The sequence below is a fragment of the Peteryoungia ipomoeae genome (assembly GCF_004912165.1).
GTDB classification, from domain to species: Bacteria; Pseudomonadota; Alphaproteobacteria; order Rhizobiales; family Rhizobiaceae; genus Allorhizobium; species Allorhizobium ipomoeae.
On sequence record NZ_STGV01000009.1, the window covers coordinates 14553 to 38929 of the forward strand.

Annotated in this window: 24 protein-coding genes and 1 pseudogene; 17 read left to right on the top strand and 8 right to left on the bottom strand. The window is 57.2% G+C overall.

What is annotated here, in order from left to right; translation table 11 throughout:
- Nucleotide 1 precedes the first annotated feature (1 nt).
- From FAA97_RS19965 to FAA97_RS19990, 6 genes are all read left to right on the top strand, one after another.
- Entirely contained in the window at nt 2-940 is a 939-nt protein-coding gene (locus FAA97_RS19965) for a carbohydrate ABC transporter permease (RefSeq protein WP_136600340.1), read from the top strand.
- Nucleotides 937-1920: a carbohydrate ABC transporter permease gene (locus tag FAA97_RS19970; protein WP_136600341.1), complete on the top strand. Its 984-nt coding sequence runs from the start codon at nt 937-939 to the stop codon at nt 1918-1920. Before FAA97_RS19965 ends, FAA97_RS19970 begins: the two co-directional genes overlap by 4 nt.
- A 76-nt stretch (nt 1921-1996) precedes the next feature.
- Nucleotides 1997-3262, top strand: a complete 1266-nt coding sequence (locus tag FAA97_RS19975; protein ID WP_136600342.1) for an ABC transporter substrate-binding protein — start codon at nt 1997-1999, stop codon at nt 3260-3262.
- Nucleotides 3263-3333: 71 nt separating this feature from the next.
- A complete protein-coding gene (locus FAA97_RS19980) occupies nt 3334-4179 on the top strand; it encodes a phosphodiesterase (protein ID WP_136600343.1) in 846 nt (281 codons plus the stop codon).
- Nucleotides 4176-4925 (top strand): HAD-IIA family hydrolase, encoded by a 750-nt coding sequence (locus tag FAA97_RS19985; RefSeq protein ID WP_136600344.1) that lies wholly within the window; start codon nt 4176-4178, stop codon nt 4923-4925. The genes FAA97_RS19980 and FAA97_RS19985 overlap by 4 nt, the downstream gene beginning before the upstream one ends.
- Nucleotides 4926-5745: 820 nt before the next feature.
- A complete protein-coding gene (locus FAA97_RS19990) occupies nt 5746-6027 on the top strand; it encodes a hypothetical protein (protein WP_136600345.1) in 282 nt (93 codons plus the stop codon).
- 26 nt (nt 6028-6053) lie between these two features.
- Here FAA97_RS19990 and FAA97_RS19995 read toward each other — a convergent pair whose 3' ends face one another.
- From FAA97_RS19995 to repA, 7 genes and pseudogenes are all read right to left on the bottom strand, one after another.
- On the bottom strand, nt 6054-6476 hold the full coding sequence (locus tag FAA97_RS19995; RefSeq protein WP_136600346.1) for a hypothetical protein: 423 nt from the start codon (nt 6474-6476) through the stop codon (nt 6054-6056).
- 9 nt (nt 6477-6485) lie between these two features.
- Nucleotides 6486-6896, bottom strand: a complete 411-nt coding sequence (locus tag FAA97_RS20000; protein ID WP_342774489.1) for a hypothetical protein — start codon at nt 6894-6896, stop codon at nt 6486-6488.
- Between the two features lie 178 nt (nt 6897-7074).
- Entirely contained in the window at nt 7075-7425 is a 351-nt protein-coding gene (locus FAA97_RS20005) for a hypothetical protein (RefSeq protein ID WP_246041596.1), read from the bottom strand.
- A 54-nt stretch (nt 7426-7479) separates the two neighbouring features.
- Nucleotides 7480-7911 (bottom strand): annotated as a pseudogene (locus FAA97_RS20010) (thermonuclease family protein); the annotation flags it as partial.
- Nucleotides 7912-8779: 868 nt separating this feature from the next.
- On the bottom strand, nt 8780-9991 hold the full coding sequence (gene repC / locus FAA97_RS20015; RefSeq protein ID WP_136600349.1) for a plasmid replication protein RepC: 1212 nt from the start codon (nt 9989-9991) through the stop codon (nt 8780-8782).
- A 154-nt stretch (nt 9992-10145) separates the two neighbouring features.
- Nucleotides 10146-11126 (bottom strand): plasmid partitioning protein RepB, encoded by a 981-nt coding sequence (gene repB / locus FAA97_RS20020; protein ID WP_136600350.1) that lies wholly within the window; start codon nt 11124-11126, stop codon nt 10146-10148.
- Nucleotides 11123-12349 carry a plasmid partitioning protein RepA gene (repA, locus tag FAA97_RS20025; protein WP_136600351.1) on the bottom strand — a complete coding sequence of 409 codons (1227 nt, stop codon included), beginning with the start codon at nt 12347-12349 and terminating at the stop codon, nt 11123-11125. The genes repB and repA overlap by 4 nt, the downstream gene beginning before the upstream one ends.
- Nucleotides 12350-12954: 605 nt before the next feature.
- Between repA and trbB the strand changes: the two genes are divergently transcribed.
- The 11 genes from trbB to trbI are packed head-to-tail and all read left to right on the top strand — an operon-like array spanning nt 12955 to nt 22508.
- A complete protein-coding gene (trbB, locus tag FAA97_RS20030) occupies nt 12955-13920 on the top strand; it encodes a P-type conjugative transfer ATPase TrbB (RefSeq protein WP_136600383.1) in 966 nt (321 codons plus the stop codon).
- On the top strand, nt 13910-14299 hold the full coding sequence (locus FAA97_RS20035) for a TrbC/VirB2 family protein (protein WP_136600352.1): 390 nt from the start codon (nt 13910-13912) through the stop codon (nt 14297-14299). The genes trbB and FAA97_RS20035 overlap by 11 nt, the downstream gene beginning before the upstream one ends.
- Nucleotides 14292-14591, top strand: a complete 300-nt coding sequence (locus FAA97_RS20040; RefSeq protein WP_136600353.1) for a conjugal transfer protein TrbD — start codon at nt 14292-14294, stop codon at nt 14589-14591. Before FAA97_RS20035 ends, FAA97_RS20040 begins: the two co-directional genes overlap by 8 nt.
- A 9-nt stretch (nt 14592-14600) precedes the next feature.
- Nucleotides 14601-17036 (top strand): conjugal transfer protein TrbE, encoded by a 2436-nt coding sequence (locus FAA97_RS20045; protein ID WP_136600354.1) that lies wholly within the window; start codon nt 14601-14603, stop codon nt 17034-17036.
- A 19-nt stretch (nt 17037-17055) separates the two neighbouring features.
- Nucleotides 17056-17838 carry a P-type conjugative transfer protein TrbJ gene (gene trbJ / locus FAA97_RS20050; protein ID WP_136600384.1) on the top strand — a complete coding sequence of 261 codons (783 nt, stop codon included), beginning with the start codon at nt 17056-17058 and terminating at the stop codon, nt 17836-17838.
- Entirely contained in the window at nt 17835-18041 is a 207-nt protein-coding gene (gene trbK, locus FAA97_RS20055) for an entry exclusion protein TrbK (RefSeq protein WP_136600355.1), read from the top strand. Before trbJ ends, trbK begins: the two co-directional genes overlap by 4 nt.
- The gene (gene trbL / locus FAA97_RS20060) at nt 18035-19216 is read left to right on the top strand and encodes a P-type conjugative transfer protein TrbL (protein ID WP_136600356.1); all 1182 of its coding nucleotides are present in this window, start codon (nt 18035-18037) and stop codon (nt 19214-19216) included. Before trbK ends, trbL begins: the two co-directional genes overlap by 7 nt.
- A gap of 22 nt (nt 19217-19238) precedes the next feature.
- The gene (locus FAA97_RS20065) at nt 19239-19901 is read left to right on the top strand and encodes a conjugal transfer protein TrbF (protein WP_136600357.1); all 663 of its coding nucleotides are present in this window, start codon (nt 19239-19241) and stop codon (nt 19899-19901) included.
- Between the two features lie 16 nt (nt 19902-19917).
- On the top strand, nt 19918-20748 hold the full coding sequence (trbG, locus tag FAA97_RS20070; RefSeq protein ID WP_136600358.1) for a P-type conjugative transfer protein TrbG: 831 nt from the start codon (nt 19918-19920) through the stop codon (nt 20746-20748).
- A gap of 3 nt (nt 20749-20751) precedes the next feature.
- Nucleotides 20752-21204 (top strand): conjugal transfer protein TrbH, encoded by a 453-nt coding sequence (trbH, locus tag FAA97_RS20075; protein ID WP_136600359.1) that lies wholly within the window; start codon nt 20752-20754, stop codon nt 21202-21204.
- A gap of 14 nt (nt 21205-21218) precedes the next feature.
- Nucleotides 21219-22508: an IncP-type conjugal transfer protein TrbI gene (gene trbI, locus FAA97_RS20080; RefSeq protein ID WP_136600360.1), complete on the top strand. Its 1290-nt coding sequence runs from the start codon at nt 21219-21221 to the stop codon at nt 22506-22508.
- A gap of 262 nt (nt 22509-22770) precedes the next feature.
- Here trbI and FAA97_RS20085 read toward each other — a convergent pair whose 3' ends face one another.
- Nucleotides 22771-24024, bottom strand: coding sequence for an ATP-binding protein (locus tag FAA97_RS20085; protein ID WP_136600361.1), 1254 nt, complete (start codon nt 24022-24024; stop codon nt 22771-22773).
- Between the last annotated feature and the right edge of the window lie 353 nt (nt 24025-24377).

Genomic DNA, 24377 nt, shown 5'->3' on the forward strand with positions numbered 1-24377 from the left:
AATGGCAACTAGCAGCATTGCCTCCCAGCGCGCCGGACTCCTCTTTGTGGCGCCTGCTGTCACGCTAATGGCTGGCATTTTGTTACTGCCGATAATTGCAGTCGCTGTTCTCTCATTGACGGATTACAGCCTCGGCAGTCCAGACTTTGACTGGGTCGGTCTCGGAAACTACGTCAAGATATTCAGCCAGTCCCGTTATCAGGGCATGATTGCAGCCACTTTGACCTATGTGCTGGTCGTGACCCCGCTGTCGATCGGAATAGGATTGGGAGCCGCGCTCCTCATCAACTCCTTGCGATGGGGTGGAGCGTTTTACAAGACCGTCTACTTCCTCCCTGTCATGGCAACTCTTATGGCTATGTCTATCGTGTGGAGCTTCACGCTGCATCCAACGCTGGGCATCGTAAACCAGTCGCTTGCATCCCTTTGCCACGTCGATGCCCTGCAATATTGGGGCTGGTTTAATCGCTCCTGCGAGAACGGATTTCCGCTCTGGCTGGGAGACAGAAACTACGCCATCTGGACCGTCTGCTTTGTCGGGATTTGGCAGGGCTTTGGCTTCAACATGGTCCTCTACCTCGCTGGTCTAACATCGGTTCCATCGGAGCTGTATCATGCTGCGGAAATGGACGGGGCGAGTAGTTCCTGGGAGCGTTTCCGTCTGGTCACGTGGCCCACGTTGTGGCCTACGACTGTGTTCGTCATGGCGATCACCGCGATCAAAGCATTTCAGGTCTTCGATGTCGTGCATGGTTTTTACGACCAGGGTGCCGGTCCATCACGGAGTGCCTACGTCATCCTCATCGCGATGTACGAGAAAGGCGTGAAGGAGAACCTGATCGGCATCGGCGCAGCGATCGCGGTCCTGTATCTGGTCTTCGTCCTCGTCGTTACCTTTGTCCAGAAAACTGTAGCCGTAAAAAGGGAGCAAGAGGCATGACCGCCCATCGGTTCAACATCACAGAGTCCCTCAAGCACCTTGTCCTGATGCTCGGCGCGATCATAGTTGCCCTGCCGTTCTACGTGATGCTCTCTTCGTCCCTTAAGTCACCGGGGGAAATCGAACGCAATGAAGGGGGTTTCTTGGGTTCTCAGGCCCTCATGGTCGACGAGTACTGCGTGAAGAGAGGCGAGCCGGATCGCGCTCAAGTGGAAGCAGCAATTTCGGCGGGGGACCAAGCGAGCGAAGCCGCAGCTCGCGAGCGACTTGACACAGAGCTTCGGGAACGCTGCGAGAAGCGTCCTGCGCTTTTCAATTACACTACAGCGTTTTCCGAAACGCCGCTGCTTCGCTACCTTCTCAACGGTATTATTGTCACAGCCTCCATCTTCTTCCTTCAAGTCATCGTCGCGGTTCCTGCGGCATACGCCCTGTCGAAACTTAGGTTCTGGGGGCGGGATGGGGTGTTCAGCCTCGTGCTAATCTGCCTACTGTTGCCGGTACACGCCGTAGCGCTACCTCTCTACATCGTGTTTGCAAAACTGGGACTTACTAACACCTACGCCGCCCTCGTGATTCCTTGGACTATCTCTGTATTTGGGATTTTCCTGATGCGGCAATTTTTCACGACGGTACCTGACGACCTTATCGATGCCGCCCGCATGGACGGAATGAGTGAATGGTCGATCGTGTGGAAAGTCATGCTTCCAACCGCAGTTCCAGCACTGCTGGCCTTCGCGATCTTCTCCGTTGTTGCCCATTGGAATGACTACTTTTGGCCGCGGATGGTTTTGACCGGCGATCGCAGTCTCTTTACGCCTCCACTCGGTCTCGACGAATTTCGCGGCGGCGGGGGCGATGGCAGCCTCTACGGACCTATGATGGCGACAGCAACCGTTATCGTCGCTCCCTTGATCGTAGCCTTCCTGTTGGCACAGCGCCGCTTCGTTGAAGGCATCACGTTATCGGGCATGAAATAGCCCCAAAGACTTCCGCACCAGCGGATGACTACCGAGAATACCGTTCGTCTAGCCACCCCTACTGAGGATCAAATCCATGCGTCGTCTCATTGTATCCGCCGTGGCTCTCACGGCAGGAATGACCGCTTGTGCCTATGCTCAAGAAAAAACCGTCGTTGAGTTCGCCTACACCTATTCCTACCTCTTCGACGTCACGTTCCAGAAGATTCTCCCCAAGTTCCAGGCCGAGAACCCGGACATCGAAATCAAGGTCCGCTCCGCGTATAAGGACTACGAGGACGGCACCAACACCATCCTGCGCGAGGCTGTCTCAGGCAACCTTCCCGACGTTACAATCCAAGGCTTGAATCGGCAGGCCATCCTAGTCGAGAAAGGCATTGCGAAGTCGCTCGAGCCATTCATTTCCGAGGAGGTCGACTTCTCCAGGGACGGCTACCACGAGGCGATGCTCGACCTTGGGACCTCAAACGGCAGCGTGTACGGGTTGCCGTTCGCTATCTCGCTCCCGGTCGGCTACTACAATATGGACCTGATGGCGAAAGCCGGCGTCACGGACGCCGCTAAGCTGCCCAAGACCTGGGACGAAGTCGTTGATCTGTGCGTTAAGATGCGGACCGCAGGCATAAAGACGCCGATGTTCTGGACCTGGAACATCACGGGCAACTGGTTCCTCCAGTCGTTGATGTGGACACAGAACGAGCCACTGCTAAAGGCAGGCAAAGTTAACCTCGACAGCCCGGCCGGCCTGAATTCCCTCGAGACCATGAATAAGCTTTTCCGGGGTTGCGAGATGCCGAACTACTCCTTCAGCGACGCGCAGAAGGCATTCGCTGCTGGCCAGATCGCAATGTACTATACCTCAACATCCGAACTGGGAGCCGTCGAGCGATCTAAGGGCGATTGGACGCTGCTGACCAACGAGTTCCCTGGAATGGATGCTTCCGGTCCGGCGGGGCTTCCTGCGGGCGGCAATGCGGCCATGCTCGTGTCCGACTCCAAAGACCCTAAAAAGATCGAGGCTGCATGGAAGTGGCTGAAGTTCATCACTTCAGGCGAGGGCGCCGCCGACGTAGCTCGCACCACCGGGTACATGCCTCCGAACAAGGCCGCAAATGAAATTATCCTAGCCGATTTCTACAAGCAGAATCCAAATAAGGAGACCGCGGTGCGTCAACTTCCGCTTTTGCGGGAATGGCAGCCTTATCCCGGTGCAAACGGCCTTGCTATCACGCAGGTCCTTTATGACGGTATCGAGTCCATCGTCACCGGTGAGGCCACTGATATGCCTACCCTCCAGAGCGAACTGCAGGAGGAGGTCAACGACCTCATGCCAACAGAGTGACATCTAACCGGGCGGCCCATGATACGGGCCGCCCGCCCAGACGATGAAAACCCGGAATGGAGGCGTTAGCCATGGACGGCAAAGCACTTGAATTCGTCATTTTAACTGACACCCATTTTCTTCCCCGCGGCGGCACGATGTATGGCATGGACCCGCGCGCGAGGCTGGACGCGGCTATCGAAGTCATCAACCGCGACCATCCGGACTTGGAGTTTGTCGTGATCCTCGGTGATCTCGCAGACAATGGGGAGCGCGCTGCATACGAAAACTTGGCAGACTCAGTGAGCAAACTGGCCGCTCCGCTTGTGCTTATGATGGGTAACCATGATCGGCGAGGAGCCTTCCGCGAGTCTTTTCCTAAAGCCGACGACGACGGCACCGGTTTCATCCAGGCGCTGCGTGTGCTTCCTCAAGCAAGCATCCTAACGCTCGACACACTTGATGAAGACGGAAACACGCACGTCGGCATTCTATGCCCAAAGCGTCTCGAGTTTCTCGAGAGATCGCTTCATGAAGCGCCGAAGGATCGTCCTCTCCTTCTCCTCCAACATCATCATTCCGGGAAAGTCGGCTTACGCTCCATGGATCATTACAACGTGCGCAATGCGGAAGAGCAGTGGGCGGTATTCCAGCGGGCGGGTCGGAAACCCGATTACATGTTCCATGGGCATATCCATCGCCCCATCTTCGGACTGTGGCACGGCATACCATACCACATTCAACGCGGGGTCAATCATCAGGTAGGTTTCGACCTCGACACCGACGACAAGATACCGGGATCACTCGAAGGTCCGGATTACGCGCTTGTCCGTGTCAGCACGGATACTATCGCCGTCCATCATAGGCAGTTTCTATACGAGGGCCCTTCCTACTGGCTTCATGACGCCGATGCGGTCTCGGGGCGGTTCCCAGCATGACCATCAGGCTTTCCTCATATAAGGCGATCCTCTGCGACCTCGATGGTTGTCTGATCGCAGGTGAAGTTGTTTTGCCAGGCGCGCGGGAGCTTTTGGCTGGATACGGCGATCGATTGATTGCTGTATCCAACAACTCTACCGATACGCCGACAACGCTCGCGTTGCGGCTCGCAAACCTCGGTCTCACTATCCCAGCGGACCGCATGGTCCTCGCCGGCGCGACGGCAATGGACATCCTGGCAAAAGATTTCCCAGGCGCTCGCGTGGCGGCCTTCGCCTCGCCTGCACTTCGAGCACACGCCGAAGCTTCCGGCCTTGTCCTCGCGGACGAGGACGTGGATTTCGTCTTCCTTGCCCGGGATATCTGCTTCTCGTATGAACGGCTTACCCGAATCGTCAATTTGGTCCGAACTGGGGCTGCCCTTCTGGTTGCAAACGTGGATGCAACGCATCCCGGTGCCCATGGAGGTATCGTCCCAGAAACCGGGGCTCTATTGGCAGCGGTTGCGACTTGTCTACCAAAACTAGAATATCGGTCGATTGGAAAGCCTGACGAGGCGCTATTTCAGATTGCTCTCAAGATCGCCGGGGCGAAAGCTGGCGAGGCAATCTTCATTGGTGACAATCTCGATACCGATGGCAAAGGGGCACGCCGCATGAACATACCCTTTGCTCATATTGGCGGCACGGCTTTTGCTACTGTTAGAGAACTGGTTATTACCCGACCGCTTGAAGGCGCTCAATGAGCGCTTTATCCGTCTCTGGCAGGTGGCAGGAGGATGCGCCATGGCAGATTGGGCCGGAGGCGGAACGGTGGCCCTCGGCGTTAGATCGCTGAACGGAGATTGGCACAGCCCGCGGTCGAGTTGTTAACATCTAACGCCGTCCGTTCAATCCGCACCCGCCACTTCCAAAAACCGGAGTTCGGTTCTTCGCGGTGAGCTTCGGAGGCTCATTTTTTTGATCCATAATGAACGACACGACACTAAGGCGGCCACCACACGAGGTCAAGCATCAGGAGAAAGGGGCGGCGGCAATAATACCCCGAAATTCTCGATGTTTCGGCTCGTGGTCTCCATTTGGTCCCCATCCCCCAATTGAATTACTACCGGAGGCGTAACACGCTGTCAGTAGGAAACTAGCCTGATCGAGTTGACCTGCGCGACGAAGGTCGGCTGGGGTGTAGTAGTGACGGTCGGTTGCGAGCAAGGGAGAGATAACTTTCCCCGCATCGTCATTTTGTTGGCGCCCTCGGCTCGCTTGTCGCTGCTGCGGATATAGCCGCGAGGTATTCGACTCATTGAGAAGGGAGAAAGGCGCTCTGCCCTCTCTCCCCCACAAGCACTAAACCGGTCTCCCCATGCTTCGGCCTGCGGCCTGCAGCACCGGCCGCATTTCCCTGAAATCCGTCTCGGCCCTCTGGGTGGGTGATCCCCCTCCGGTTTAGCGCTTGTCCCCCTCTCTCCAGCTGTTCCGCACGAGCTCGGGAGCAGGAGCGGGGCTCCTGCCCTCCCTTCGATTTCGGGAGGTCAAGGAGTGATCGCTTGCGCTTGTGGAGAGGGAAAGATGACAGAAAAGCTTGAGCTGCAACCCAACGAGCCATTGTCCGTGAAGGTCGAACGTCACCGAGCCGTCTACTTGGCAGCCGTCAACGGCGAGGGCGGCGCTGACATGGATCAAGAAGCGAATGCACGTATGGAAATCATCAGGCACGCGCCGTCAGATCAGGATGAGAGAGATCAGAAGCTACTTTACGTAGCAGGGTATCTGATTGCCTCCAAGGGGAGCCTAAACCCTGAGGAAATGGAGCTTCTTCTTTCAGGCTCCACCTCACTATCGGGGCATTGATGATCAACAGGCATCTGGCCCTGAAATCAGTAGTTGGTGGCAACCCATTCGCCGGATGCAGACTTGGCAAATCCAATGATGCGATCGAGAGGAGCTGCGTTCGGATTCCTCTTGATGGCCGCAACGCATGATACGCCTGGACCGCTGGCGTTCTCGTCACACTCTCCCAAAGCAAGGGTTACATCGGCTTCACCGCGGCCGGTCCTTAGAGGATTGCGGGCATAAGCCTTGCGGTATGCGGCTAGAGCTTCCTCCTCTGTCGGTATCTCAAGCACAGGGGCCGGAGGTTCGGGAATTAGGGAGGGATTGGCTGCGATAAGGGCCGCGATCTCCGCATCAGTAGGGGCCCGAACAACCGGCTCTGGCTCCGGCATGACGAGATAAGTACCTCCAGCACCGGCGAGAATGCCGATACCTGCGGCTGCTACGATGAGAATGTTGCTGTTCATGTCATCCACTCAGTCATTCAGGTTGAACCAAGCGCGCTGCTTGACGCCCTTATCGTTCGGAATGTCGAAATAATAAGGATCTGCGCGGCGAGGGCGGGGCTGAGTGATCTGCACCATGCACCCATTGTCTCGGTTGAAAACATCATTGTCGTTGTTCTGGTTGATCTGCCGGATCGTGACACCCTTGCGCTCGTTTTCGCGCTTGTCACCAAATTGGGTACGGAAGGCGGCACGGTTGCTGCACTGGTTGACGGTCTTCGTGCACTGATCCTTGTCGTCTCGGCCCAAGAACGGCCGATCCCCATCGGTGCGGGAGGAAACGGCGGTCATGCCGGCAGGGCATTCCTCGTAAGGTTCATAGCCCGGTTTTCCGGCTTTTGCTTCATAGCAGATCGGCCAGGAGAAGCCGGGCTTCGCCATAGCTGATATGAGCCTTTTCATCGGGGGAACGCAGTAGGGGACGCCATGCCATGACGGGCTTTGTGAGGCTGCGCACAAGAGGATCTGGCAACCCCATGAGGCATCCTCGGCCTTGGTAGATGCTGGAGAGATGGCAAGAGCCGCGAGACCGGCTGCGGCAAAAAGCACTGGTTTCATATCAGGTGTCCCTCTTGATCAAAGCTGCTGAAATTGCCGGCTCGGAAAAAGGTCTTTCGAGCGGAGTCCTGTGCTGGATGCGTTCGCCTGCGGCGTAGATGACGGCCGAGATCAGCGTGAAGCACGCAAACCAGGAAATGCCGATGCGATAGAGCAGTGGCTGATTGGGAATGTCCCGAGAAACCGCGGCGAAGGCTAGGAGCCCGACTAGGTAGCTGTCGAAGGACAAGTGACGCTTGTCGTGGAAAGCCAGCGACAGGATGAGAAGGAAGGCCGCTAGTAGCGCGTGGATCCACCAGAGTCTCTGCGCCGGGATTATGAGGGCGATCGAGAGGGAGATGGCAAGCAGCAAGCCAGCCAAGGGATCCGTTGCGAGAGAGTTCGCAATATGTGCGATGTCTGGCAACTATCGGTCTGTCCTCTTCGGCTTGTTTCGCGCATCAGCAAAAGGAGGAGAGATCTCGCTTTTCCTCTCGGCCAATAGATTGAAGTCGGCGATCGGATGCCGATCTAGCGTCTTGTCGACGGCTTTGCGGCGCCATTCGTTCATGTCCAACACGTAGGTTCCCCACATCCCATACCGGGCGGCCATCGCGTTGGTCTGATAGGCGTAATATTGGGCGTTGATGTAAGGGGAATCGAGACGAGCCCAACCGACGCGCAGCATTTCGGCGGCGAGATCCACACCGTTAGCCGTGCATTGTGCGACGGGTATCCCATCGTTCGCGTAGGCCAGACCGACGCAAGTTGTGGGTCTGTTTCCGACAGTCCTTTTCAGCCAGGCCTTGGCGAAGGGACCGCATGGAACGGGGGTTGGAGCTTGTTGTTTCTCCAGGTCGCCCTAGGTGACCCTTGACGCCTAGGAAGCATATTGAGCGTTTCAACTTCCGCCGCAGTGACAAAGGGCGTCTGCGTAGCAGTTTGTACCCCAATGCAATTGAGGGTGAAACCGTTGACACATACAGGAGAGCCCAAGCACAAAATTGCATCTCGAAAAACAGTTCAGTTTCAATGCTTTATAGCTGTTCGCCGCGGCGAACTTTTTGAACTGTACTGGGTAGTGATGGAAAGAAGCACAAGCGCGCAGTACAGAGCCTTTCTGAACCGTCTCATTGGTCGGAGTAGATGGAGCCGAGCCAACTACGCTGAACGAAATTTGCCTCAGCTTCCCCTCTGGCCGAGAAGCGATACCATATTCTCGAGGTGATTGAAATTAACCTGGGCTAGGCCGTGCCGCTTAGAAGATGACTTTCATCACTTCCAATGATCTAACAGTGCACGCTAAACGCAGGCGTTCTTTGGTCCACGAACACGTTGCTTGATGGGCATATCCCACACGTTCTTCGTGAAGTGGACGTCCGTAAATGTTCAGCGCCACCCGAGACGTACCGACGATTGCGATCCAATTGATCCCCACCGAATATCTCACGACAGGTTAACCTGCACTGCCGAATACAAGTTAGAGAAGAGCGAAACATCCTGCCAAATATCTGACCACCAACCTTGTTAGCCTAAAAATCATTGGCTTGCCTTCCGTCTTATCTCCGCAACTGATGCTTCATTAAGCAAGTGCCGAACGGAGGTCATGCCCTGCCCTGCCCTGCTCCGAGTATCGCATTGTTATGTGTGGGACACCAATCTCAGCAAACCTCCGGTCAAGACAAATCAGCTTCATAGCACGTGCGTATAGCTCTGACGTTAGCCACTCAACCTACCCTCCGAGCAACCGTCTCGGAACGTAGCTGAGCCATTACCATCGGGCCAAGCGAAAATTCCCCGTCTTCGGCGCGCTGCGTAAGGTTGCGCAGATAGCCGCCCGGCGAACTGATAAAGTTTGCTCGAGCTAGGATGCAGGCGATCGCGATCGCTGCATTCTCCGCCCCCATGACCTCGCAGGCTTTCTGATAGGCCGATGGACTGACCCCCAACATCGAGCGAACCACCACCGCGGCGGACATAAGGTCGCGCCAGTTTCCAACCGCCCCGCCTGGCCCATAATCCCGCATGTCTGGGCAGGCCTTCAGTACGATTGCCAACGGAAAGGCAGGGTCTCGACTGCCCGGTCTTGGGCTCTTTTGGCTCCACTTTTGCCCCTGCTCCTTTCCGGAGCTAGGTTCAAGTTCATAGATGGATTCGGATTTTGAATTCTGTATGTGCTGCTCATTGTGAGCATCATTGGTGCTGTCATTTTCTGAATTTTCTTGAAAGCTCAACATGTTGAGCACTTCCTCCCGAAGCATCTCCATCTCTTCGAGGGCCTCCACCAGAATTTCTGTCGATGGTGAGCGCGGAAGCCGACTGATGATGGACAAATAGGTGTCCTCGACGACCTGCCAATTACCGCCAGCGCCTTCCTCGATTGCTGCGGAGATGAGCTTGCGCACATCGCGTCGGCAGATAGTGAGATTTTCCTTTGCCTTACGAAAGGCCGTCCGCTCGGCCGTGACCTGCTGGGCCAGATGCGCGAGCTCTTCCGATCGGGCCAGAAGAGGGGACAGGTCGAAGCCGAAGGCGCTTTCGATCTGTCCTTCTTTGTCCTTGCGGGCGTAACGTTTACCGTTGGCGCTGTCGCGACGAATGATCAGTCCACCGTTTACCAATAGAGCCAGATGTCGGCGCAGCGTGGCACCAGCCATCTGGTGAGCTCGGAGCGCTAGCTGGGCGTTCGACGGAAAGACGACTAACTGGCCGTCCTGGCGTAGTTCCGCGTCGGGGAAAAAGCTCAGCAAAGCGTTCAGCACTGCAAGGCTGTTTGGAGCAAGTCCCAAGCGATCCATGGCGGTTGCCGCATCGCGAAACACTTTCCACTTTTCGACGGATTTGCCCGCTGGGATCTCTGTTGTCGCCTGCTGTCGGCGCACCAGCGCAAGCGTCATAGGTCGCCGCCCAAAGGGCGTCGTCACATTTCCCGTCTGCATTATCTCTCACCTTTCAGTAGGCAATAGAAAAACGCTCACCAAAATGGTGCCAAAGACTCTTGACGATGTCTCCCGGAAATGCGAATCTGAGCTTGCTAAGAAACAGATTGGGCTTCCGGAACGGCGACGTTTTGGGGGCCTTTTCTTTTGCGGTTTATTCTCCAGTTTTCCGTTGATAGTTTAACCGGTAATCGCGGAAGAGATCCGGCAACTTGTCGAGCACGAACGCCGCAAATTCGGGCGACGTCTTCTTGTCGATCGTCAGTTCGACCTTCGATTTGCTGTTCTTGACCAGGGCCAAGCGCTCGCCTTCAGAGGTGGACAGAACTCCCGGAGCACCTTTCTCAGGCTTTCGCGGCTTCAAAATCGAGATCACGGCCTTAAAGCGCTCCGGCGAAGGCAGATTCTGCATACTCCTAGCCGCCCTCAGGGCTTCCTGAGGATCGCCGGTTTTCTCCAAGAGTTCGGAGAGTTCCTGCCAGCTTCGCCGACCGACGCCGGGCGCTGGGCCTATCGTATCGATGATCTCCGCGGGCAGTGCCTCCACCAAGGTAAGCATTGTCGATAGGTCGCTCTTAGCGACTGACATCGAGGACATAATCACATCTCGGCTAAAGCGCTCCTTCAACCGCGCAGCAAACCGTGCCTTTTCAATGAACGACAGATCTTCGCGCTCGTTGTTCTCCTGGCCTTGCGCGATGACCAGCTGCTCGTCGGAAAGTTCACGTACGATGGCTTTCGCTTGCAGGCCGAGATCCTTCAAGGCCCTTAAACGCCGATGTCCGAAGGCTACCTGATATCGCCCGTCCTTTTCCGGGTGGAGACGGACCAGAATGGGGACCTGTTGCCCTTGCTCCTTGATGGATTCGCGAAGCCCGTCGATATCGCCTTCCATGCGATCCTGGACGAAGGAAGGCTCAACGAGCGACGGGTCAATCTCGATGACTATCTGGCCGTCGGCCAAACCCTTCTCAATTTCATCCGCGCGACGGCTACGCTCTTTCAAATCGTTCACCGATCTTTTGACGGCAGACATCGCCCCATTGCTGACGCCTTGGAGTGGACGCGCAAGCGGTGCAGCGGCCGACGGCGAGGACGTTGCTGGGATATCGGCGAAAAGGTTTTTTCGGCTCATTTTCGGCCCCATGTCTTTTTGATCAAGTCTTCGATTTCAGCATTCACGCTGGTCATCGACTCTAACGCCCGGTCATAGGTCGAGCGGGTGAATTGACTCCGGTCAACTTCGAAAAGCGTCTGATTGGTCAAGCCCGCATCAGAAATCGCTGTGCTCTTTACCATCGAGTTGACCATGACATTGGCGCCGAACAACGATCTAAGGAAGGCAAGCATTTGATGCTGAGGTCCATCGGAGGGCTCAAAGCGGGTGACCAGGTAGCGCATCCAGTTGATTTTGTCGCGCGCTCCAGCGTCGGCAATGGTATCCATCAGGTCGGACATCATCGACAAGAATTGGTTCATTGAAAGCACGTCCAGCATCTGTGGGTGAACTGTGATCACCACGGAGGTCGCCGCAGTCAGCGCCGAGAGCGTCAGGTAGCCGAGCTGCGGTGGGCAATCGATCACCACGACATCATAAGCGTCCTGGATCTCCTCGATAGCGTCAGAAACACGTGCGAAGAATATCTTGTCATGACTGCCCTTGTTTGCCAGGGCCATCGGCGTGGTGTGCTCAAACTCCATCAGCTCCAGATTGCCGGGAATCAGATGGAGTCCAGGTATGTAGGTTGCCCGAACTATGTCCTGGATAGGCCTGCGCTCATCGTCGTAGCGGATCGCGCCGTAGATGGTATCGTTGGCCCCAACATCGAGTTCCGGCTGGCTGCCGAACAAGGCTGAAAGGCTCGCCTGTGGGTCGAGGTCGATGGCGAGAACGCGGTAGCCACGCAGCGCCAGATACTGAGCCAGGTGCGCCGAGCTCGTTGTCTTGCCAGAACCGCCCTTGAAGTTCATTACCGCCAGAACTTGAAGCTCTTCACCGTCGCGGCGATGGGGCAGGTAGCGCCCGGCCGGACGGCTGCCGGCATCCATGTATTGGCGGATCGTTGCCAAATCCTCGACTGAATAGGTGCGGCGATTCCCGGGACCAGCAGCGACCTTGAAATTCAGAGATTCGTCCTTTTCCATCTCGGCGACGATGGTGCGAAGATACCCCTCCGCGACATCGAATAGCTTCTCTGCCTCGGCGGGGGAGAAATGACGGATCGTTTTCCGCGCGTGCGGCGGAAACATCTTGGTCTGGTAAGCTTGGAGCTGAGTCGAAAGCGAATGAGAATGCTCACGAACCAGATCGCGAAAGCCGGAAAACTCCTGCTCACCGCCAATTTCCAAATTCACCATATTCTCGCCTTCCTATCCAAATTCGCGGACTTAAGCCTGCGTTCGGCTAAACTCCGCAACCACTAAGGCGCGATTTGGCCAGGTCCGCAAGCGCTTTAAAGTTAACAAGACCTTAACGCTCGCTCACGTTGTCACTAAAATGGGGAATTTAATTTCGTTAAAACAATGCCTTACGCTTTTTGCAACACTCGGATAAAAGCGTCGAAAAAGGAGTCCAAAGCTCAAGCGAGGTGAACTGCGGGTCGCCGCAGCAAACGCAAATAATTGCGCTTCGCCCGAATCGCAGTCGCAGGGCTGCTTTTGCTGCTGTTGGCTTACCATCGTTGAATTCAACTCTCTGCTTCTGTCACCACCGAATGTCGCCTTGGTAGGTCTTCGCCGAGTGGTGGCCGATAAATGGAGGACTTTAGGCTCACACCCGGCGTTGGAACGTCAATTTTCTCCGATCCATAAAGTGCGGCGCCGATGTTGGACCGGTCAAATCATGGGCGAGGAAAAACTTTGCCTGAAACGGGTAGAGGCTGCGAGGTGCAGATCTGCACCTCGACTTCCAACCCGTATCTCGCTTGTTTAGCGCCGAAACCCACGAGATGACGGTGCCGTTCATGCTACAATCGCACTCCCGACTTGTCCGCAAATTACAAGACGCCCTCGGCGAACGCTTATGCATCGCCCTTGATGACCCGACGGTTGTCGAGATCATGCTTAATCCAGATGGGAAGCTTTTCATCGAGAGACTGGGGCATGGCGTTGCCGCCGCGGGCGAGATGTGCGCGTCCGCTGCAGAAACGGTCATTGGCTCTGTCGCACATGCCCTGCAATCGGAGACAGATGCTGACAGACCGATCGTTTCAGGTGAGCTTCCTATTGGCGGGCATCGTTTCGAGGGCTTGTTGCCGCCGGTAGTCCAGGCACCGACGTTTACGATCCGCCGCCGTGCATCCCGACTGATCCCGCTTGAGGACTACGTCACCTCGAAAATCATGACGGAAGCACAGGCGGCGATCATTCGCAGCGCCATTGCCGACCGGCTGAACATTGTCATCGCCGGTGGGACTGGGTCTGGAAAAACAACGCTTGCCAACGCCGTCATTGCCGAGGTCATCAACACGGCCCCGGAGGATCGAATGGTGATCCTCGAAGACACCGCCGAAATCCAATGCAGCGCCGAGAATGCAGTCTGCCTCCACACGAGTGACGCCGTCGATATGGCGCGCCTTCTCAAAAGCACGATGCGCCTTCGGCCGGACCGCATCATCGTGGGGGAGGTACGTGATGGAGCGGCGCTGACACTTCTCAAAGCCTGGAATACGGGTCATCCGGGAGGTGTAACCACGATCCATTCCAACTCTGCGATGTCTGCTCTTCGCCGTCTCGAGCAGCTGACTGCCGAGGTGAGCCAACAGCCGATGCAAGCCGTGATCGGCGAGGCCATCGACCTGGTGATCTCCATCGAGCGAGCGGGCAGGGGAAGGCGGGTGCGAGAAGTGCTCCACATCGAGGGCTTCAACGGATCACGCTACCAGACCGAACACTACCCCCAGATTGATGAGAACAGCCATGCTGCATAAACGCCCCATCCAACTGGGCCTTCTCACTGCCCTCTGCTTTACTTGCATTGCCGCCCCGGCACTTGCTGGATCCGGCGGAAACCTCCCCTGGGAGGCTCCACTCGAACAAATACAGGAATCCATCACCGGCCCAGTTGCCGGCTACATCGCGCTCGCTGCCGTCGCAATTTCTGGCGCCATGCTGATTTTCGGTGGCGAGCTCAATGATTTCGCGCGACGCCTGATCTACATCGTCATGGTCGCCGGCATTCTGCTTGGCGCGACAACCATTGTTGGCCTTTTCGGATCGACGGGCGCTTCTGTCGCTTTGCTCAACAGCACAAGTCGGATTGCCAATGTCGCCGTCTTGATCGGAGCAGGGGAGGGGGCAAATGGCTGAAGCCGGCAGCAGTCTCCGCCGCAACCGAATTCATCGGGCATTGTCGCGAGCCACACTCTTGATCGGCGCCGATCGCGAACTCGTCCTTCTAACCGGACTTGTCTCCGTCATCCTGATCTTCGTCGTCCTGACCGTCTATTCCGCGATTTTCGGGATCGCAATCTGGATCGGGCTGGTTGGCATTCTGCGCATGATGGCAAAGGCTGATCCGCTTATGCGCCAGGTCTATGTGCGCCATTTGAACTACCGCGGTCACTATCTGCCGACCTCATCGCCCTGGCGTCAATTCTGAGGGTCGTTGATGGTTGCTCTACGCAGGTTTCGATCCAAGAACCCGTCCTTCGCAGATCTGGTCCCCTATGCAGGCCTGGTCGACAATGGCATCCTGCTGCTGAAAGACGGAAGCCTGATGGCCGGCTGGTACTTCGCCGGCCCCGACAGCGAAAGCGCCACCGATTTCGAGCGCAACGAACTGTCCCGACAGATCAACGCAATCCTGTCTCAGCTTGGCACCGGGTGGATGATCCAGGTGGAAGCGGTCCGGGTGCAAACCACTGCATATCCGTCGGCCGAGCGAAGCCATTTCACGGACATGGTGACGCGGCTGATAGACGAGGAACGTCGCAGCCATTTCGGCAGGGAAGCTGGGCACTTCGAGAGCCGCCATGCGCTCATTCTGACATACCGACCGGTGGAGCCCGGCAAAACCCGGCTCACCCGCTACGTCTATTCTGATGCGGAAAGCCGCAACGAGAGTTATGCCGACACGGCACTCAAGGCGTTTCGCCATTCGATCCGCGAGATCGAGCAGTATCTTGGCAATGTCATTTCGCTGCAGAGAATGCGGACGCGAGAGGTGCCCGAGCGCGGCGGCGCTCAGGTGGCCCGCTATGACGAGCTGTTTCAATTCATCCGCTTTGCCATCACCGGGGAAAACCACCCCGTGCGGCTTCCAGAAATCCCGATGTACCTGGACTGGCTTGCAACAGCAGAGCTGGAACATGGGCTGACACCGCGGATCGAAGGGCGGTTCCTGGCCGTGGTTGCCATCGACGGGCTGCCCGCCGAGAGCTGGCCCGGGATCCTCAACAGCCTCGACCTCATGCCCTTGACCTATCGCTGGTCCTCACGCTTCATCTTCCTCGATCCGCAGGAGGCCCGTGAGCGCCTTGAACGAACGCGCAAGAAATGGCTGCAAAAGGTCAGGCCTTTTCTCGACCAGTTGTTTCAGACCCAGTCCCGTTCGATCGATCAGGACGCCTTGGCGATGGTGGCCGAGACCGAGGACGCAATCGCTGAGGCCTCATCGCAGCTCGTTTCATACGGCTACTACACCCCGGTCATCGTCATTTTCGACCAGAGCCGCGAGCGCCTGCAGGAGAAGGCAGAAGCCGTTCGACGTCTGGTTCAAGCCGAAGGGTTCGGCGCCAGGATCGAGACACTGAATGCGACGGACGCATTTTTGGGAAGCCTGCCGGGCAACTGGTATTGCAATATCCGGGAACCGCTGATCAACACCCGCAACCTTGCAGACCTCATACCGCTAAACTCGGTCTGGTCGGGAAGTCCTGTGGCGCCCTGTCCCTTCTATCCCAAGGCTGCTCCGCCACTGATGCAGGTGGCTTCGGGGTCGACACCCTTTCGGCTCAACCTGCATGTCGGCGATGTTGGTCACACGCTGATCTTTGGCCCGACCGGGTCCGGTAAATCCACGCTTCTGTCGCTGATTGCAGCGCAATTCTGCCGATATGAACAGGCGCAAGTCTTTGCCTTCGACAAGGGCTGTTCGATGATGCCGCTGACGCTGGGTGTCGGAGGCGATCACTACGAGATCGGCGGAGAGGAAGAGGAGGGAAGACACCTCGCATTCTGCCCGCTGTCTGATCTTTCGTCGGAAGCCGACAGAGCCTGGGCCTGCAAATGGATCGAGATCCTCATTTCACTGCAAGGGGTCACACTGACTCCAGACCATCGCAATGCGATCTCCAGGCAGATCAGCCTGATGTCCTCAGCGTCGGGCCGATCTCTTTCCGACTTTGTCAGCGGCGTGCAGCTGCGCGACATCAAGGATGCGCTTCACCACTACACGGTCGACGGGCCAATGGGTCAGCTTCTGGATGCCGAGAGCGACGGTCTCGAACTGGGCCGGTTTCAGTGCTTCGAGATCGAGCAGTTGATGAACATGGGCGAGCGCAACCTGGTGCCTGTCCTCACATACCTGTTCCGGCGGATCGAAAAGAGGCTTGATGGGTCTCCAAGCCTGATCATCCTGGATGAGGCCTGGCTGATGCTCGGCCACTCGGTGTTTCGGGAGAAGATCCGCGAATGGCTCAAGGTTCTGCGCAAGGCAAATTGCGCCGTCGTCCTTTCCACCCAGTCGATATCGGATGCGGAGCGATCGGGGATTATCGATGTCCTCAAGGAATCTTGCCCAACCAAGATCTGCCTTGCCAATGGTGCTGCTCGCGAGAAGGGAACGCGGGAATTCTACGAGCGCATCGGTTTCAACGAACGACAGATCGAGATCGTCGCAAACGCCATTCCAAAGCGGGATTATTACGTGGCGTCTGCTGACGGCCGCCGGCTCTTCGATATGGCACTTGGGCCCGTCACCCTTTCCTTCGTCGGTTCTTCCGGCAAGGCGGATCTGGCGCGCATTCGGGCCCTTTCATCCAAACACGGCAAGGACTGGCCAATCCACTGGCTTACCGAGAGAGGGATCAAACATGATGTTTAAAGACAGACCGCATCACGGGATGGAGCGGATATTCTTCAGCCTGGTCCTTGCCACATGCCTGACCGCCAACCCAGTCCGATCGCATGCGGGTGCGGCGACCGGTGGTGCCACGGAATGGACGCAGCTTCTCAACAATGGCGAACTCGTCTCGCTTGTCGGGCAGTCGGGTCAGCAAATCGAAAATCAGATCACCCAAATCAGCCAGCTTGCAGAGCAGATCCAAAACCAGCTCAAAATCTATCAGAACATGCTACAGAACACCGCCCAGCTTCCATCCCATGTCTGGGGTCAGGTCGAACGTGACCTCGGGCAGTTGCGCGAGATTGTGGATCAGGGGCAGGGCATCGCATTCTCGATGGGCAATGCTGACGATCTGCTGCGCCAAAGGTTCAAGAGCTATGCCGAGTTGAAGACGGACCTGCCGGATGCAGAGAGCTTCTCCTCCACCTATCAGGCATGGTCCGACACCAACCGGGACACGATTGCCGGGACCCTTAGAGCCGCGTCACTGACGGCAGAGCAGTTCGACAGCGAAGAAGCCACCATGACCGAGCTTCGATCGATGTCGCAGTCGGCGGATGGTCAGATGAAGGCGCTGCAGGTTGGGCACCAGATTGCGGCTCAGCAAGTGTCCCAGATCCAGAAGCTTCGCGGCATCGTGTCCCAGCAAACGACGATGATGGGCACTTGGCTGCAAAGTGAACAAACGGACAAGGATCTTTCCCAGGCTCGCCGCGAAGCATTCTTCAATGCCGACGTTCAGGACATCCCGGAGGGACAGAAAATGGAGCCGCGCTGGTGAACATCCGCCTGAAACTCGTCACCATCCTGATCGTCGTCGCTGCGCTTTCTTCAGCTGCAACCGCCGTGATCACCAAATTCTCAGTCATCCAGACCACCTCGGAAATGAGTGATGAGCAACGCTCAACCCGGGAAAAATTCTTCGGCACGAATGGCACGCTTCAAGCAATCGAAAAGGGTCAGGAGATGCGCCCGCGATGGTGAGAGATCTCAAGCCAATTTTGGCAGCACTCGTTGCGGCAGGCTTCGCTTGCATCCTGTCCACCGCGCCGGCGCTTGCACAGACCGGTCAGGTCCTGACGGAGCTGGAAAACCAGGTTTCCGCTGCAGCAAAGGGGTGGGAGAACACAATCATTGAGGCTGCTCGATCCTTGTTTTGGATCCTGGCTGGTATCGAAGTCGGGATCGCCGCCGTTTGGCTCGCAATCCAGGCAGCATCCCTTGATAGTTGGTTTGCCGAACTCGTGCGTCGCATCATGTTCATCGGCTTCTTCGCATTCGTTCTTGCCCAAGGGCCGACATTTGCAAAGGCCGTGGTCGACAGCCTGTTCCAGATCGGATCTGGCAGCGGAACGGCCTCACCGGCTGAAGTCTTCGACGCGGGGATCCGTGTTGCCGCTCAAATGTCGGAGCAGGCAAAGTTCGGCGTCTTCGAGGACAATGCGCTCGCAATTGCTGCAGTTCTTGCCATGGGCATCGTGGTCATCTGCTTCTCGCTCGTTGCAGCGATCTTTGTCTCCGTCATGGTCGAAATGTATGTCGGCTTGCTCGCCGGCATGATCATGCTGGGTCTTGGCGGTTCCTCCTATACGAAGGATTTCGCGGTTCGATATCTGGTCTATGCCTTTGGTGTCGGCATGAAGCTGATGGCGCTCGTGATGATCTCCAAAATCGGCTCAGAGGTCCTGCTGGGCCTGGCTGAAGCGCCGACCGCAGAAACCGACCAGTTCATCACAACGCTTGCGATCGCCGGCATATCCGTCGTCGTCTTCATCATCTCCATGTACGTCCCCAACATCATGCAAGGAGTGGTGCAGGGCGCATCCGTCACTGGCGGCATGGAAACCATAAGGCACGGAGCCCAAGCGGGCCAGATGGCACTCGGAGGCGCCGTCCTTGGCGGCAAAGTGGCAGCTGCCGGATATGCAGCGGCAAAGACTGCCCATGCTGAAGGGGCATCCGTCGGAGGCGCCGCCTACCACGGCGCAGTGGCGGGTATCGGTTCCGGCTTGGCGGCCGTTGGATCCGCCGCGATGGACAAGGCGATTGGAGCCCCCGGCGCCCATGCCAGTACGCTTCTCGGGTTGGCGAACGCCAAGCTCGATCAGGCCAGCAGCAGCGCGAAGATGCCGTCTGCGGCTTCTCCCAAGCAATCTTGAACGAACTGACAAGGACATGCCGATGGCAGTGCAACGCGCACCGGAAAACCCGTATCTTGCTGCAAGGCAGGAATGGTCGGAACGATACGGCTCTTACGTCAAGGCGGCCGCGGCATGGCGGGCGGTCGGCATCTTGAGCCTCGGCATTTCTGTTATCGGCTTCAGCTATGCGCTTTATCTGAGCACGCAGGTCAAGCTCGTGCCTTACATCGTCGAGGTCGACAAGCTCGGGAATACCGTCACTGGCGGCTTCCCTCAGCAGATCGAATATGCCGACCCGAGGGTTGTGCGGGCGACACTCGGAAATTTCGTCGCGAGTTTCCGTTCCATCACGCCGGATGCCGTGGTGCAGAAGCAGTACATCGATCGCACCTACGCGCTTTTGCGGACGAGCGACCCGTCGACGCAGAAGGTCAATGCCTGGTTCCGCGCAAACTCCCCCTTTGAGAAAGCGGTGAGCGCGACCGTCGCAATCGAAGTCAACAACATCGTTGCGCTGTCCAATCACACCTACCAGCTGGATTGGACGGAGTATGAACGCGACCGAAAGGGAAAGGAATTGGCCACCCGGCGCTTCCGAGGGATCGCAACGGTCGCGATCACCTCACCCCAGGATGAAGCAACCATCCGTCTCAATCCAATCGGCGTCTACATCACGGACTTCGATTGGACAGCGCAACTTTGACAGCAGGGATCCTGGAATGACGATCACAAAAAACAAAGCGCTGGCTGGCTCGGTCTTGGCGATTGCGGTCTCGCTCGCCTTCAGTCTGCCGGCGAGTGCTCAGAGCCTGACCAACAACGAAGCCCGCGCCACCAATCTGTCCGGCAAGTGGCGAGGTCAGGCTGGCCTCGTCACGCGCGGACCAGACGGCAAGGTCATCTTCCTCTTCGGAGAAACGCAGCCCTCGGTCGTCTGCTCTCCCTTGCAGGTTTGCGATATCGAGCTGCAGGGCGGGGAGATCGTTCGCGACGTTCTCGTCGGCGATACCGTGCGCTGGAAAGTTGAGCCGGCAACGTCGGGCGCTGCTGGCGGGCAAGCGATCCACCTCATCGTCAAACCCTCAGAACCGGGCCTCGTGACGTCCATGGTCGTCACCACGTCGCGCCGCACCTATCATATTCAACTGAAGTCCCATCCAAGCCAATACATGGCGCGTGTCGGGTTCGAATATCCGGAGGATGCGGCAACGAAACTGGCGGATATCAATGCGAGGGTTCAGGCGATGAATGGACCCGGCGGGGGCACGGCACCCGAACAGCTCTCCTTCTCCTTTTCGATGAGTGGCAATGCCCCGTGGCGGCCGAAACGCGTCTATTCCGACGGCCAGAAGACCTACATCCAGTTCGCACGCTCGATATCCGGCCAGGATGCGCCGGTTCTCTTCGTCGTTTCGGGCGGGCAGAACCGTGTCGTGAACTACCGCATGAAGAACGACATGATGATCGTCGACTACAATATCGACAAGGCGGTCCTCTTGTCCGGGGTCGGATGGCGCCAGCAGAAAATCACCATCAAGCGGGGAGGGTAAGGCATGCGCTTCCGCTACCTCCTCGCGCTTCTCATCCCCCTCAACGTTTCGGGGTGCCAGACGGGCGCGCCGGGATCTGATGCGAGTTCAGCGCCGGTAGAAATTTCTGGCCCGGCAGCCAGCGCAATTGCTGGCGATATGGCAGCGCGCTTTGCCGAACAGGCGGGTGCCGCAAAGACAGCCCTCAAGCTGCAGGCTGATGCATCCGAATATTCCATCGCGCTCGAATCGGCCCTGAAAGGTTGGGGTTACACCGTCGTCAGGGAGGGTGCGGGCCCGGACACGGAAAATGCAAAGGCTACAAAGCCGACTGCTCTCTCTTACGGGCTGAGCGCCGCAGAAGGCCAGGTGCTCGCACGGATCTCGACAGACGCGTTCGCCATGGGGAGGGCTTATTCGGTCAACAACGGGACAGCGGCACCATCGAGCCCCTTGTCCCTGACGACGTTCAACTGAGGAATGGAACGACCATGGTTCAATCGCTGCAACTTGGAAATCCATCTCACCCAGCCAATCAAAGTGGCATGAAGCGGCTCAACCGCATGCCGGTGTTTTTCGGCATAGGGATCACCGTCCTGTTCCTCGCAGTGCTGGTCTATGGCCTTTCGTCGCGTGGGCTGAGGTTCGGTCAGCAGACATCGGATGGCGCCACATCCGGCGGATCGGCATCGAACTTTGCCGAACAGATGAAGCGCGGCGTGAAGGACGGGATCATCGGCGATAGGGCCGAGCAAGGCGTGTTCCAGCCCACACCCATGCCTCACGCACCTGCCACCCCTCCTGCTGCTGTCCAGGAACCGCGGGTAGAGCCGCGCGAGGCACGCCGGCCCCGCATGGAATCGGAGGAGGAATGGAATGCGCGGATGATCCGCGAGCAGAGGGAGCAGATCTTGCGCGAGCAGCAGCGACAACGCATGGCGAGCCTCCAGGCCAAGGGCGCCGCATTCGATTCACCGCTCGAGGTTGATATCAGCGATGTGGCGGACAATGGCGGGCCAATCACTGGAACCTCGCCCCGGGCCTCCGCGCCGGCCTCCGCCAACTCCACCTCAGATCTCTATTCCGCAGCGCTGAGGTTGGCTGCAGCAGGGCAGGGGAGTGACCAGAACGGCCAGGCGGCGAAGGAAGAGTTTTTCAACTCCGACCTTAAGGAGCTTGGTTATCTACCGAACCATGTGGTGCCGCAGCAGTCACCATACGAACTTAAGCGGGGTTCCGTCATCCCGGCCACTCTTATTACGGGTATCAATTCGGATCTTCCCGGTCGCATTACCGCTCAGGTCAGCCAGAACGTCTATGACAGCGCAACGGGGCGCCATCTGCTCATCCCACAGGGAACGAAGCTGTTCGGACGCTATGACAGCAAGGTTTCGTTTGGACAAAGCCGCGTTCTCGTCGTCTGGACGGATATCATCTTCCCAAATGGCTCAACCCTGCAGATTGGCGGGATGGCTGGCACGGACGCCGAGGGCTATGGCGGCTTCAGGGACAAAGTCGACAATCACTACGCGCGGACTTTTGGCTCGGCTGCGCTCGTGGCTCTGATCGGAACGGGCATTGACATGGCCGTGCCTGAAAGTTCTACGCTCAGTACTCAGGACACGGCTTCAGATGCTGCGAGACGCAACTTCGCTCAGTCGTTCGGGCGCGCTGCTGATCAGACGATATCGAAAAATCTAAATGTTCAGCCGACGATCAGGATCCGTCCCGGGTATCGATTCAATGTTATTGTCGATCAGGACCTCCGACTAGCCCGGTAAACCTGCATGTTTGCCGTAGCCAAGCTCTGCCCTCTTGACCCATTCGCGGAAAGTATGCGCCGAACAGCTGATGTGAGCCGCTACTAATCATTCCGCGGCCCAGCGGCACAGAGGCCCGACCTTATCCTTCCACACCATCCAAACGGCGCGGCGCGGAGCTAGCTTCGAGATAGAACGTTTTTGTCGACGTGCCTGTCTGGACCTAGCTTCTCACGCGTCGAGGTCTCCGGCCAAGCCGGAGCGGTTCAACGCCACCCCCAATTCACATCGACCACAAGATTGAGAGCGGCGCAGCCTGCAGGCGTTCGGCAAACGGCGTGATGCGGTCATGATCATGCAGGACAAGACCACGTACGAAACGGTCGCCGACCGCCGCCTGCAACTGACGCAACCCGCGAAAATCATCGGCCTTGACGGTCGCAGACGCTTTCACTTCAATACCAATTATCCGCCCACGCCGATCTTCAATCACGACATCGACCTCATCGAGATCCTTCGTTCTATAGTGTGAGAACGAAACGCGTCTCTCGGACCAGGACGCCAGCTTCATCAGTTCTGAGACGACAAAACTTTCTAGCAGTGCGCCAAATCGGGTCTTGTCATCCGACAGCCTGGCCATTTCGTCCTCGCGCAAAGCCGCCAAAAGTCCTGTGTCGATGAAATGGAGCTTTGGTGTTTTGACAAGCCGGCTGAGCCGATTGTTCGACCATGGCGCCAAGGTTTTGACAAGGAATAGCCGCTCCAGGATGGCAATGTATTTCTGAGCGGTGACCCCGGACAATCCTAGCGCCGAGCCGAAACTGCTATTGTTGATCAATTGCCCGGCATGTTCGGCGAGGATGTTCAGGAGGCGCGGCAAACGATCGAGTTGATCGATGTTGGCAATGTCGCGTACGTCGCGATCTAGGATAAGACTAACATAGTCTTCGAGCCACGAGGCGCGCCGGACTGACGTGGTTCGTCTCAAGGCTTCAGGATATCCTCCCGCCAGAACGATGCCCATCATTTCCTTGCCCAGAACAACCTCACCCTCAATGGCTGGTTCCTCCCCCGCAAACAACCGATCGAGCATGAGGCCAGGACTTGATCTGATTTCGGCCTGCGCAAAGGGAAGAAGTGGAATGACCGCCATTCGGCCGGCCAGAGAGTCAGCAATAGCCGGAATGGTTGCGAGGTTCGCGGAGCCCGTTAGCAGAAACCTTCCCGGTTCCTGATCGTCATCCACGCTTGCCTTGATTGCAAGCATCAGATCAGGCGCCCGTTGGACCTCGTCGATAACCGCTCGCTTGATCCCTCGTATAAACCCTGTGGGGTCGGCTTTAGCGGCGTTCAGCGTACCCGCATCATCCAATGTGATGTAGGGTCGATCACTAGCTGAGAACATGCGCGCGAGTGTGGTCTTCCCTGCTTGCCGAGGTCCGGATATCAAAACTACACGGGTGTCGGCTAGCGCTGCATCGACGAGAGGCAGCGCCTTGCGGTTCACGAGGAACTTCGAGTTCGAGTGTTTGCTCATACGGCCACTCTTAACTGAATGGGCGTCTATTTTAAAGTGGTGCGCCGTCTATTTTTAACACAGAAAGCGTCCAATCCTGATTATAACTCCTGGCCACCGGATCTCGTCAGTTCGATCCGGATACCAGCGTCGTCGGGTAGCTTTGGTGCAGGGATCGGGCACAGTAAACTTAACCTGCCGAGTATCGCAGCAAGCGGACTGCCATCTTTGATGCCGGCGCTATACAGTAGCCGTGTTATTATTCATTGAGCGATGGGGACGGAGAAGGGTCATTTACCCCTAGACGAGGGCCTCATCGAGGCCATCGAAAAGCACCTCACGATATGCCAATCGCCACTGGCGACGGCTGACAC